Annotated in this window: 12 protein-coding genes; 5 read left to right on the top strand and 7 right to left on the bottom strand. The window is 31.1% G+C overall.

All coding sequences use genetic code 11. From position 1 onward, the window contains the following. Window positions 1-7: 7 nt before the first annotated feature. The 4 genes from ligA to ACKTTC_RS02085 form a co-directional block, all read right to left on the bottom strand. The gene (gene ligA, locus ACKTTC_RS02100) at window positions 8-2,005 is read right to left on the bottom strand and encodes an NAD-dependent DNA ligase LigA (RefSeq protein WP_408037832.1); all 1,998 of its coding nucleotides are present in this window, start codon (window positions 2,003-2,005) and stop codon (window positions 8-10) included. Continuing rightward, window positions 2,006-2,548, bottom strand: coding sequence for a DinB family protein (locus tag ACKTTC_RS02095; protein ID WP_408037831.1), 543 nt, complete (start codon window positions 2,546-2,548; stop codon window positions 2,006-2,008). It lies immediately after the preceding gene. A gap of 141 nt (window positions 2,549-2,689) precedes the next feature. Further along, on the bottom strand, window positions 2,690-4,132 hold the full coding sequence (locus ACKTTC_RS02090; RefSeq protein WP_408037829.1) for a glyceraldehyde-3-phosphate dehydrogenase: 1,443 nt from the start codon (window positions 4,130-4,132) through the stop codon (window positions 2,690-2,692). A gap of 176 nt (window positions 4,133-4,308) precedes the next feature. Further along, window positions 4,309-5,688 (bottom strand): trypsin-like peptidase domain-containing protein, encoded by a 1,380-nt coding sequence (locus tag ACKTTC_RS02085; RefSeq protein WP_408037827.1) that lies wholly within the window; start codon window positions 5,686-5,688, stop codon window positions 4,309-4,311. A 131-nt stretch (window positions 5,689-5,819) separates the two neighbouring features. Here ACKTTC_RS02085 and dapF point away from each other — a divergent pair, with 131 nt between their 5' ends. The 4 genes from dapF (at window position 5,820) to ACKTTC_RS02065 (ending at window position 8,925) form a co-directional block, all read left to right on the top strand. Further along, a complete protein-coding gene (gene dapF, locus ACKTTC_RS02080; RefSeq protein WP_408037825.1) occupies window positions 5,820-6,596 on the top strand; it encodes a diaminopimelate epimerase in 777 nt (258 codons plus the stop codon). Then, the gene (locus tag ACKTTC_RS02075; RefSeq protein ID WP_408037823.1) at window positions 6,596-7,123 is read left to right on the top strand and encodes a GNAT family N-acetyltransferase; all 528 of its coding nucleotides are present in this window, start codon (window positions 6,596-6,598) and stop codon (window positions 7,121-7,123) included. The genes dapF and ACKTTC_RS02075 overlap by 1 nt, the downstream gene beginning before the upstream one ends. Beyond that, window positions 7,113-8,147 carry an endolytic transglycosylase MltG gene (gene mltG, locus ACKTTC_RS02070; RefSeq protein ID WP_408037821.1) on the top strand — a complete coding sequence of 345 codons (1,035 nt, stop codon included), beginning with the start codon at window positions 7,113-7,115 and terminating at the stop codon, window positions 8,145-8,147. The genes ACKTTC_RS02075 and mltG overlap by 11 nt, the downstream gene beginning before the upstream one ends. A gap of 196 nt (window positions 8,148-8,343) precedes the next feature. Continuing rightward, on the top strand, window positions 8,344-8,925 hold the full coding sequence (locus ACKTTC_RS02065) for a peptidoglycan-binding protein LysM (protein WP_408038162.1): 582 nt from the start codon (window positions 8,344-8,346) through the stop codon (window positions 8,923-8,925). Between the two features lie 56 nt (window positions 8,926-8,981). Here the strand turns inward: ACKTTC_RS02065 and ACKTTC_RS02060 are convergent, their stop codons facing one another. The 3 genes from ACKTTC_RS02060 to dnaA are packed head-to-tail and all read right to left on the bottom strand — an operon-like array spanning window position 8,982 to window position 11,580. Then, complete coding sequence (locus ACKTTC_RS02060) at window positions 8,982-9,686, bottom strand: SAM-dependent methyltransferase (protein ID WP_408037819.1); 705 nt, start codon at window positions 9,684-9,686, stop codon at window positions 8,982-8,984. 8 nt (window positions 9,687-9,694) lie between these two features. Further along, complete coding sequence (locus ACKTTC_RS02055; protein ID WP_408037817.1) at window positions 9,695-10,141, bottom strand: low molecular weight protein-tyrosine-phosphatase; 447 nt, start codon at window positions 10,139-10,141, stop codon at window positions 9,695-9,697. Between the two features lie 14 nt (window positions 10,142-10,155). Beyond that, a complete protein-coding gene (gene dnaA, locus ACKTTC_RS02050; RefSeq protein ID WP_408037815.1) occupies window positions 10,156-11,580 on the bottom strand; it encodes a chromosomal replication initiator protein DnaA in 1,425 nt (474 codons plus the stop codon). Window positions 11,581-11,748: 168 nt separating this feature from the next. On the opposite strand from dnaA, the gene ACKTTC_RS02045 reads away from it, so the two are divergent. Continuing rightward, window positions 11,749-12,159 (top strand): acyl-CoA thioesterase, encoded by a 411-nt coding sequence (locus ACKTTC_RS02045; RefSeq protein ID WP_408037813.1) that lies wholly within the window; start codon window positions 11,749-11,751, stop codon window positions 12,157-12,159. Window positions 12,160-12,195: the final 36 nt, after the last annotated feature.

The raw sequence follows: 12,195 nt of genomic DNA, 5'->3' as shown, positions 1-12,195 counted from the left end.
AATCTATTTAGCTAATCATTGTTATAAATTCTTCTTCAGAAATAATAGGAACACCTAAATCTTGCGCTTTAGTTAATTTACTTGGTCCCATATTATCTCCTGCAACAATAAAATTTGTTTTTTTAGAAATTGAACTACTTACTTTTCCTCCATTATCTTCTATGAGTTTCTTTAACTCATTTCTACTTACTTGATGAAAAACCCCTGAAACCACAAATATTTTACCTTGTAATTTATCTGATTGATTTTCCTGAGCTTCTTGAGATATTTCTAATTGTACTCCATATTGTTTCAATCGATCTACCAGTGCAAGGCTTTTAGGATCTTTTGCAAAACTAATTACACTTTCTGCGATCTTATCTCCTATTTCATCTACTCCTACCAAAGTTTCAAAATCTGCAGCTAATAAATTATCTATTGATTTAAAATGTTTTGCTAATTTTTTAGCAACAGTTTCTCCCACAAATCGAATACCAAGTGCAAATAATACTTTTTCAAACGGTATTTCTTTCGATTTCTCTATTCCTTCAATCATATTCTGTGCAGACTTTTCTGCCATTCTTTCTAAAGGAACAATTTGCTCAACCTTTAATTCATATAAATCAGCATAGTTTTTAATCAATCCTTCTTTATATAGTAAATCTACTGTTTCAGCACCTAATCCATCAATATCCATTGCTTTTCTACTGATAAAATGCTGAATTTTTCCTGTAATTTGAGGAGCACATCCAAATTCATTCGGACAATAATGCTTTGCATCTCCCTCTTTACGTATCAATTCTGTGCCACACTCTGGGCAATGCGTAGCGTATTGGGTTGGTTGAGAATCGGCAGAACGTTTCGTTAAATCTACTGCTATAATTTTTGGAATAATTTCACCTCCTTTTTCTACATAAACAGTATCTCCAACACGCACATCAATCTTCTCTATTTGATCTGCATTATGCAATGACGCTCGTTTTACAATTGTTCCTGCTAAGTGAACTGGTTCTAGATTTGCTACTGGTGTAATTGCTCCTGTTCTTCCAACTTGATATGTAATTTCATTTAAAACCGTGGTTACTTGTTCTGCTTTGAACTTGTAAGCGATAGCCCACCTTGGAAATTTAGAAGTATATCCTAATTCTTCTTGTTGTTGTAATGAGTTTACTTTAATTACCACTCCATCTGTTTCATAAGGCAAATCGTGGCGTTTTTCATCCCAATAGTTAACAAACTCTAATACTTTTGCTATAGAAGGTGCTAAAGCAATAGTATCTGGCACTTTAAAACCAGCTTTTCTCGCTGCTTCTAAACTTCCATAATGTGTATCGTATTTTCTTTCTTCTGTTACTACTTGATATAATAAACAATCTAGTGGTCTTTTCGCAACTTCTGCACTGTCTTGTAATTTTAAACTACCACTAGCTGTATTTCTAGGGTTTCTATAAGGTTCTTCGCCATTTGCAACACGTTCTTCATTCATTTTATTAAAACCATCTAACGGCAATATGATTTCTCCTCTCATTTCAAAATTAGAAACAAAATCCTCTTTTATTACTAATGGTATTGACTTTATTGTTCTAATATTAGTAGTTACTTCATCTCCTTGTACACCATCTCCACGTGTTACAGCTCTTAGAAACTCTCCGTTTTCATAAGTTAAATTAATAGAAGCGCCATCATATTTTAATTCACAGGTATATTCTATTTCATCTGTTCCAAGAATTTTTTGAATACGTTTTTCCCAGTCTAGTAAGTCTTCTTTAGAATATGAGTTATCTAAAGAATACATTCTATTTTTATGTGTAATTGTTTCAAAGTTTTTCGTAATCTGCCCACCTACGCGTTGCGTTGGAGAGTTTGGATCGTTAAACTCTGGGTTTTCTTCTTCTAGCTTCTCTAATTTTTTTAATTTAATATCAAACTCATAATCAGAAATAGTTGCATTATCTAATACATAATAATTATAATTATGTTGATTGAGTTCTTCTCTTAGAGATGCTATTTTTTCTTTAATATTCATTTATTTTCTAACTTTCCCTGTTAATAAACTAACTCCTTTTGGTAGTGGGTTACCTGCTGAACGACGAAAAGATACAATTTGTCCAACATGCCAAATAGCGTCTGCTATAGGCCCATTTAATTGATTCCAAAAAGGATATTCTGCTACTTCTCCGTTACCTCTTTTAATCTTCATTACGTATTCAGATAAATCTTTAGATTTTTTTAAAATATCGCTTGACTTTTTAAAATTTTCTAATGTCATTTTTCTCATTTCTTTAAAAGATAAAGAACCTTGTTTTGGAAATACCATATCTGTTTTTTCTAAAGCACTTAATGTCATAATAGATAATACTAAGATATGATCTGCTGTATCTAAAATACTTCTTGTTTTTTCTCCTGGTTTATAAGCTAAATCTTTTTCTGTTAATCCTTCTGTTGCCCAATAGTAACGAAAACCTAATCCGTCTATCATTCTACCAGCAACAGTACCTGCTGTATAATTTGCTGGAGCTTCTGGAATTTCATAATATGGAAGTTCTTGAGAGTTTATTTGTTGTAACATACATAAAAAAGTAAAAAATGTAAGAAATGATTTCATGGTTGATAACTTAAAAAATTGCAGATGCAAGGTACTATTTTTTCATAAAAAAAAGTCCAGAATAGATAGTTCTGGACTTTTTAAAATTTCTATAGTAGTTAACTACTAATAATAAGTATATCGACGAACTTTTGCTATGTATTTTGCTAAACGTATAACTTGGTGAGAATATCCATACTCATTGTCATACCAAATATAAATTACAATCGTATTTCCATCTGCTATTGTAGCTTTGCTATCAAAAATTGATGGTGCTGTAGTTCCTACAATGTCTGAAGAAACTAACTCATTGCTTAATGAATATTGAATTTGTTCTACTAAATCGCCTTCTAACGCATATTGTTTCATAATAGCATTAATAGCTTCAGCAGTAGTTTCTGAATTTAATTGTAAGTTTAAAATAGCTAACGACCCGTTAGGTACAGGTACACGAATAGCATTTGAAGTTAATTTTCCTTCTAATGCTGGTAATGCTTTAGAAACTGCTTTTCCTGCCCCAGTTTCTGTAATTACCATATTTAATGCTGCTGCTCTTCCTCTACGATATTTTTTATGCATGTTATCTACTAAGTTTTGATCATTAGTATATGCATGAATTGTTTCAAGATGCCCTTGCTTAATTCCGTAGTTATCTTCTAATACCTTTAAAACAGGTGTAATTGCATTTGTTGTACAAGATGCTGCAGAAAAAATATCTATTGTATCTGGGTCATTTTCTAAATGATTTACTCCGTGAACAATATTTGGAACTCCTTTTCCTGGAGCTGTTAATAATACTTTACTTGCTCCTTTAGCTGTTAAATGACGACTTAACGCTTCTTTATCTCTAAAAGCTCCTGTATTATCGATAATTAAAGCATCGTTTATACCGTACTCAGTATAATCTATCTCTTCAGGTCCATTAGCAGAAATCATATGAACTGTAGTACCGTTAATAATTAACGCATTATTTTCTGCATCTACTTGAACTGTTCCAAGGAAATCTCCATGTACAGAATCTACATTTAATAATGAAGCTCTTTTCTCTAATACAGTTTGATCTATTTTACCACGAGTTACAATAGCTCTTAATCGTAATTGAGAACCTTTTCCCATTTTACTACTTAATTCTCTCGCTAGTAAACGTCCAATACGTCCAAATCCGTATAAAACAACATCTTTAGGCTCTATACCATTTGCTTCAGTAGCGTCTGCTAATTGTTTCTTAACAAAATCTACCTTATTTAAATTAGCATCATCTATTAAGTGATATTCATATGCTAATTTACCTATATCTAATTTTGAAGCGGGTAAATCTATAGACTGAATTGCTTTAGCTATTTCTAAAGCATCTTGAATTGAAATTGGTTTCGCTACAAAAGCTCCTGCGTAATCTATTAAGTTTAAAACTTCACTAGCTCTTTTATCTACTAATGGATTTCTAAATAACACCAATTCAATTGATTTATCATACCATAAATCATTTACAATATTGATGAATTCAGTGGTAGCTCTTCTAACTTGTGCTTGATTTACTACTTCTTTTTCGTAATTTGTTATTGTTGACATAGTTGTGTTAACTAAATTTAAAAAAATTTGCTGCAAAAGTAGTTATTTCAAACGATTTCGTAACTCTAAAAACAAAAAAACTCAACACAAAATATGTTGAGTTTTTTCTATACTTTTTAAATACTAGTCTTGTCGCTCTTTTTACATTACAAGAACTAATTATTTAATACTTTAAGTTAATACCTAAATCTTTCTACTTGTCCACTTGGACTAATCATTTCTAAGATATATCTTCTTTGGTAATTTCCATCTAACATTCTAACCGCATCTTCAGCAGATTCTACTTCTTTACCATTAATTTTTGTTAAAATATATCCTTCACCAACTCCAACCTCTAAAAAGGCAGGATCTTTAGTTCTTGTAATTTTAGCTCCTTTAGATATCTTGAATTTTTTCTTATCGTTATCATCTAAATTTTTAAACTCTGTATTCAATACTTTACTAACTGGTAAAGTTATTCTCTTAGTCAACTCTACACTCTTTACTAATATATCTCCATCTCTACTAATAGTTAAACTTACATTTTCTCCTGGACGCTTAGCTGTAAGCTGTCCTTTTAAATCTGAGAATTTTGAGATTTTAACATTATTTACTTTTGTAATGATATCTCCTTGTTTTAATCCAGATTTGAATGCTCCACTATCTTCAAATACTTCACCTATAACTACTCCTTCTATTTCTTCAGAATTTTCAAAATCAGGCGCAAAACCAATTAAAGCTTCTTGTACTCCTCCAAATTCTAATAAGTCATCTATAATTTTTTTAGTGATATTAGATGGAACAGCAAACGAATATCCAATAAAAGAACCTGTTCTAGAAGTAATTGCTGTATTAATACCAATTAACTCTCCTCTAGTATTTACTAATGCTCCTCCACTATTTCCTGGATTCACTGCAGCATCAGTCTGAATAAATGATTCTATGTTAGAATTCCCTTGTAAATCTCTTCCTTTTGCACTAATAATACCTGCAGTTACAGTAGAGTTTAAATTATACGGATTTCCAACTGCTAGAACCCATTCTCCTATTTTTACATTATCCGAATTTCCAAAAGCAATATATGGTAACTCAGAGTCAGTATCAATCTTTAATAAAGCAATATCATTATCTTTATCTGCTCCTATCAATTCTGCTTTATATTTTTTTCTATTATTTAAAGTAACTTCTAATTCTGTAGCTCCTGCTATCACATGGTTATTCGTTACAATATAACCATCAGAAGATATAATTACTCCACTACCAGTTCCTACTTGTTTTTGTGTTCTATTTCCATTTCTTCCAAAAAGCTGTTCAAAAGGATTATACACTTCTTTTAATGCCGTATTTTTAACATGTACCACTGTATTAACAGTTAATTCTGCCGCTTCTGTAAAATCTGTTGGTACAGATGTATTATTAACTGCAGCTGGTATATAATTCGCTTTTACAGTTTGTAAAGCTGGTTCTGTCGATTTCTCTACAATGATTTGGGGGCTTTCTACAAATAATTTATATCCTCCTAAAGCAAAAACTCCTCCTAAAAAAGCTATTCCCAATATTCCAAATACTCTTCTCATTATATTAAATTTTTTGTTACTCAAATATACAATTTTAACATTTTAAGCCAATGTGTTTAACTTCTCTTTAACGGACTTTAACCGCCATTTAACAACCCCATATTCCTTACTAAATATGTATATTTGCTCGTATGAATTTAGCTTTTTATAAATATCAAGGAACAGGCAATGACTTTATTTTAGTCGATAATAGATCAAAAATCTTTCCAAAAGAAAATAATATGGCAATTCGTCAATTATGTGATCGTAATTTTGGAATTGGTGCAGATGGATTCATTTTACTTGAAAATGATGATAATACAGATTTTAGAATGGTCTATTACAATGCTGATGGCAATGAAAGTACTATGTGTGGAAATGGTGGCCGATGTATAGTTGCTTTTGCTAATAAACTTGGGCTTATAAAAGAAAAAGCTACTTTTAATGCTATTGATGGGCTACATCACGCTACTTACGATAACGGTATTGTTTCTTTGCAAATGATTGACGTAGATAGTGTGCAAATTCATGATAATTATGTGTTTGCTGATACTGGATCTCCACATCATGTTGAACTGGTTCAAGAAATAGATGTATTTGACGTATATAGCAAAGGGAAAGCAATTAGAAATGATATTTATGGTCCAGAAGGCAGTAACGTTAACTTTGTAGAACAAACCGATAATAATTCTTTTCGTTTACGCACATACGAGCGTGGTGTTGAAAATGAAACATTAGCATGCGGAACAGGCGCAACTGCCGCTGCCATTGCGATGCACACACTCGGTAAAACAGAGAATAACAATATCAACTTGAAAGTTCAAGGAGGTGATTTATCTGTTTCTTTTGATATAGAAGACAAGAAATATCATAATATCTTCTTAACTGGTCCTGCTACATTTGTATTTGAAGGAAATATAGAGATTTAATGCATACTCTTACTGGAACACACATACAACTTAGGGCTATAGAGCCAGAAGATCTTGATTTTTTATTTCGAATAGAAAATAACCAAGATTTTTGGGAAGTAAGTCATACACAAACTCCTTTTTCTAAGTTTCTACTAAAACAATATATAGAAAACTGCCACTTAGACATTTACGAAGCCAAACAATTACGTTTGGTTATTGAAGAGAAAAACTCTCTTCTCACTGTTGGACTAATTGATATATTTGATTTTAACCCTCAACATAAAAGAGCAGGAATCGGTATTGTTATACATAATAACTATCAGAAAAAAGGTTATGCTTCTGAAGCTCTAAAAATAGTTGTTAATTATAGTTTTTTAGACTTACATTTACACCAATTGTTTGCGAATATTACTAGTGATAATAAAAAGAGTTTAGCACTATTTAAAAAACATCGTTTTATTGAAGCTGGTATTAAACGTGATTGGATATTCTCAAAAGGTAATTTTAAAGACGAAATTTTATTTCAATTAATCAATGAAAAGTAAAATCATTTTAGGAATTCTATTTATACTACTAATAATAGGTGGTTTAGTAGGCTATAATTTTTATAACAAAATCTTTGCTCCTGCAGTTATTAAAGACAGTAAAGTATATATACCTACCAATAGTTCTATGACTTTCCTAAATGAAAAGTTAGCAGATTTTGTAGAAAACTCAGATGATTTTACATGGGTAGCTAAGCAAAAAAAGTTTACAAAACCTAAAGGTGGTATGTACCTTTTAAAAAAAGGGATGAGCATGAATGATTTGGTCAACCTATTTCGTTCTGGTAACCAAACTCCCATAAAAGTCTCCTTTAACAATCAAGATACCTTAGAAAAGTTAGCTGGCAGAGTTGCTCAACAAATAGAATCTGATAGTATTTCTCTTTTAAATGCTTTTAAAGACACATCTTTTCTTTCTAAAAATAATTTTACAGAAAAATCTGTTTTAGGAATGTATATTCCTAATCAGTATGAATTTTATTGGAATACTACTCCAGAGAATTTCAGAAATACTATGTTGAAATATTACAATAAGTTCTGGAATAAAAATAGATTAGCGAAAGCTAGTAAACTTGGTTTAACGAAAGATCAAGTAATTGGATTAGCTTCTATTGTGCATAAAGAAACAGCACAAATTTCTGAGAGACCTGTAGTAGCTGGTTTATATTTAAATAGATATAAGAGTAACTGGCCTCTAGAAGCAGATCCAACAATTATTTATGCTTTGAAAGAAATTAATGGTCAAGATTTTATTGTAAAAAGAGTGTTATTTAAAGACATAGAAAACACTAAAAATTCACCTTATAATACCTATAAACATGTAGGAATCCCTCCTACACTTATTGGTATGCCAGATATCTCTGCTATTGATGCTGTTTTAAATCCAGCAAAACACAACTATTATTTTATGTGTGCAAGTGTTGATAATATCGGTTTTCATGAGTTTGCTAAAACTCTAGCACAACACAATAGAAATGCTACTAAATACCAAAGATGGATTAATAATCAAGGGATTAGAAGATAATTTTAACAAAAAATTATCCACATTTTATTAACTCCTTTTTAGATTTTTTAACAATTACACAAAGCGTCTCATTATGAGATCATTAAAATAATCATTGTTTTTTTATCAAAGCGATAAAACCTTAAAATATACAAAACTCAGCGATAGTTAACCATCCATATTTTTGCCGTATCTTTGCGCCCGCTAAACAGAAAGTATTCTAATTATCAGAAATTTAGGGTTATTACTAATATTCATTACACTATCTAGTTTTACAAAAGAAAAGGGGAAATTAATAGATAAAACTACGCCAATAAACTACGTTACTTCTAAAGACGTACTAATCTTAGAAAAAGATTTTATTGGATTTAAAGAAGCTTTGGCTTTTAAAGAATCACAAGGTAAATACACCGTTGTAAACTCATTAGGTTATTTAGGAAAATACCAATTCGGAAAAGGTACATTACGTCGTTTTAAGATTTATGATACACAAAAATTCCTGAAAACCCCTGAGTTACAAGAGAGGGCTTTCACTGCACTTTGTAAGGTGAATAAATGGATTTTAAGAAGGGATATTTCCCGTTTTGTAGGAAAACGTATAAATGGTATTACCATTACAGAATCAGGAATTTTAGCTGCTGCTCATTTAGCTGGAGCTGGAAACGTAAAAAAATTCTTACGCTCTTATGGTAAATTCCAATTTAAAGACTCATTTGGAACTTCTATCGAATCTTATATGAAGAAGTTTTCTGGATATGATGTTTCCTACATAAAAGCAGATAAAAAAGCTACTGTGTAATAATATTTAAAGTTACAACAAGTTTTTGTAACAAAGACATTTTGACAACAAATTGACTAGGCCTGTATAATAAAAATTGCAGGCCTTTTATGTAAATCAGGGTTTTCTGATTTCCATTTCTTAATTGTATATGTTCGTATATATTCTGTTGGCAAAGAAATATCACAAGCTACACACAATCGTGTATTAGGATGTAACGTTCCTCTTAATGCATCTAGCATTTTACCATTCCTATACGGTGTTTCTATAAAAATCTGAGATTGATTTTTATCTCTTGAGAGTTTTTCTAAATCCTTTATTGTCTTTTTTTTATCAGCCTTATCTATCGGTAAATAGCCATTAAAAGCAAAATTTTGTCCATTCATACCAGAAGCCATCATAGCAAGTAAAATAGACGATGGCCCAACAAGAGGTATTACTTGGATTCCTTTTTCATGCGCTTGTTTTACTATGGTAGCACCAGGATCTGCAACACCAGGAACACCTGCTTCAGATAAAATTCCAACTGAAATCCCTTCTTGACACACGTCTAGATAGTTTCTCGTTTCTAATTCGTGAGAAAATTTATCTATTAACATAAAATGTAACTGCGGTTGTGGTTTGTTAGGTGTTATTCTTTTGATAAATCTTCTTGCAGATTTTTCATTTTCTACAATAAAATAATCTAAGGTTTCAATAACTTTTTTTACAGAAATTGGCATTACCTCTAAAGGCTCAGTTTCACCTAGAGTTGTGGGGATTAAATATAATTTACCTAACATAAATAGAATTAGATTTTAGAAGCAATTACTTCACAGGCTTCATCTAACATATTAAAAACATTCTTAAAACCATCATCTCCCCCGTAATAAGGGTCTGGGACACTTATATTTTGATTTGGATACGATTCATTTAAAATCATTTTTACTTTAGCTGCATCTGCTTCATTTCTCGACAATTTAAGAATATTATTATAATTACTAACATCCATCGCATAAATCAGATCAAAATTATCAAAATCGTTTACTATAAACTTTCTCGAACGTTGATCTGTAATATCGATATTATTCATACTAGCAATTGCTATCGATCTTTTGTCTGGTAATACACCTTCATGAAAACCTGAAGTTCCTGCAGAATCTACTAACACTCCTTCAGAAGATACTTTAGATTTTAAAATCCCTTCGGCTAGTGGTGAACGACATATATTCCCCAAACATACCATAAGTATCTTCATAAAGTGTTATATTTTTAAAATGTTAATTTCTTTGTTAAGTCATCAACGTACTTTCTAAACTGCTTATCAGTTTCAGTTAAATTATCTACCGTTTTACAAGCATGTAATACTGTAGCATGATCTCGTTGACCAATTTGGTTTCCAATACTAGCTAAAGAAGATTTAGTCATACGCTTTGCAAAATACATCGCTAACTGACGTGCTTGAACTACATGACGTTTTCTTGTTTTAGATTGTAAAGTAGCTACATCCATATCGAAATACTTAGAAACGACCTTTTGAATATAATCTATAGAAACTTCTTTCTTAGTATTCTTAACAAACTTATCTACAATCTGCCTTGCTAACTCTAACGTAAACTCTTTTCTATTAAAAGAAGCTTGTGCAATCATAGATATAATTACTCCCTCTAATTCACGTACATTAGACTTCACATTTTTAGCGATATATTCTATTATATCTTCTGGCATTTCAACACCATCTCTAAATAACTTTCTTTGAAGTATCGAAATTCTTGTTTCATAATCTGGACTTTGCAATTCTGCTGAAAGTCCCCATTTGAAACGAGATAATAAACGTTGCTCAATATCTTGCATATCAACAGGTGCTTTATCTGAAGTTAAGATAACCTGTTTTCCATTTTGATGTAAATGGTTAAAAATATGGAAGAATACGTCTTGTGTACCAGCTTTACCAGACAGGAACTGTACATCATCTATAATCAACACATCAATCATTTGGTAAAAATGAATGAAATCATTTCTAGTATTCGATTTTACTGAATCTATAAATTGTTGTGTAAATTTTTCAGAAGAAATGTATAATACTGTTTTATCTGGGTATTTATCTTTAATATCTACACCTATGGCATGTGCTAAATGTGTTTTTCCTAATCCTACTCCACCATATATCAACAATGGATTGAATGAAGTTCCTCCTGGTTTATTTGCAACAGCCATACTAGCAGAACGTGCTAGCCTATTAGAATCTCCTTCTACAAAATTTTCAAAATTGTAATTTGGATTTAATTGCGATTCTATTTTTACTTTTTGCAACCCAGGAATTACAAAAGGATTCTTCAGTTCACGTTTAGATTCTAACGGAACCGTTACCTTTTGCGGTTTCAATGGATTTCTATTCGCACTTGGAATTTTTACAGTTTGCGGACTATTGCTACTGTATGTATTTTCCATACGAACATCGTAAATCAATTTTGCATGCTCACCCAATTCCCTAATTAAAGCAACCCTTAGTAGTTTTATGTAATGCTCTTCCAACCACTCATAGAAAAACTTACTAGGAACCTGAACAGTCAATGCCTCTCCAGACAACTTAACAGGCTTAATAGGCTCAAACCATGTCTTATACGCCTGAGGCTTAATATTGTCTTTTATAAAAGACAAACAGTTTAACCAAACTAATTCAGCAGATTTATTCATTTAAGTTTTTCAGAAAAAAATTAATCCCACAAAATCAACATTGTGAAAAATATATGTTTATATCCCCTCCCTACGGGCGAACAAAAGTGTGAATAAATTTCAGTAAAAAAAAATCAAATTGGTATTGATTATTATTTTTTTTTTATGTAAGATTCACTAAAAAATTTAATGTTAATAAAACACAATTCAACTGTAAGGGTTCGATACGCAGAAACTGACCAAATGGGGGTAATGTATCACGGAAATTATGCGCAATATTTTGAAATTGGTCGAACAGAATGGCTACGTTCCCTAGGGGTTACGTACAAATATATGGAAAAAACAGGAATAATACTTCCAGTTATTTCCCTGAATTGTAACTTTAAAAAGTCTGCTTATTACGACGACGATTTATCAATCACTACCATACTTAAAAAGCGGCCTTCAGTTAAAATTGAATTTGAATACGAGATACATAATCAGCATAATGAATTAATCTGTACTGGTAACACTACTTTGGCTTTTCTAAATCAAAAAACCATGCGTCCTACTCGATGCCCTGAGTATATTTTAGAAAAATTAAACACCTCTGTATTGTAAATCTTATACATTTTTAAACATTTAATTAATTTATAA

The organism is Tenacibaculum amylolyticum, from assembly GCF_964511145.1.
In the GTDB taxonomy this organism is placed as follows: domain Bacteria; phylum Bacteroidota; class Bacteroidia; order Flavobacteriales; family Flavobacteriaceae; genus Polaribacter; species Polaribacter amylolyticum.
Note: the sequence above shows the minus strand (reverse complement) of the source record. Positions and strands in the feature narration are given on the sequence as shown.

Coding starts and splice junctions, on each gene's coding strand:
- ACKTTC_RS02060 (WP_408037819.1), bottom strand. CDS start 9,686: ATGTTAGGTAAATTATATTTAATCCCCACAACTCTAGGTGAAACTGAG.
- dnaA (WP_408037815.1), bottom strand. CDS start 11,580: ATGAATAAATCTGCTGAATTAGTTTGGTTAAACTGTTTGTCTTTTATA.
- mltG (WP_408037821.1), top strand. CDS start 7,113: ATGAAAAGTAAAATCATTTTAGGAATTCTATTTATACTACTAATAATA.
- ACKTTC_RS02075 (WP_408037823.1), top strand. CDS start 6,596: ATGCATACTCTTACTGGAACACACATACAACTTAGGGCTATAGAGCCA.
- ACKTTC_RS02055 (WP_408037817.1), bottom strand. CDS start 10,141: ATGAAGATACTTATGGTATGTTTGGGGAATATATGTCGTTCACCACTA.
- ACKTTC_RS02090 (WP_408037829.1), bottom strand. CDS start 4,132: ATGTCAACAATAACAAATTACGAAAAAGAAGTAGTAAATCAAGCACAA.
- ACKTTC_RS02085 (WP_408037827.1), bottom strand. CDS start 5,688: ATGAGAAGAGTATTTGGAATATTGGGAATAGCTTTTTTAGGAGGAGTT.
- dapF (WP_408037825.1), top strand. CDS start 5,820: ATGAATTTAGCTTTTTATAAATATCAAGGAACAGGCAATGACTTTATT.
- ligA (WP_408037832.1), bottom strand. CDS start 2,005: ATGAATATTAAAGAAAAAATAGCATCTCTAAGAGAAGAACTCAATCAA.
- ACKTTC_RS02045 (WP_408037813.1), top strand. CDS start 11,749: ATGTTAATAAAACACAATTCAACTGTAAGGGTTCGATACGCAGAAACT.
- ACKTTC_RS02095 (WP_408037831.1), bottom strand. CDS start 2,548: ATGTTACAACAAATAAACTCTCAAGAACTTCCATATTATGAAATTCCA.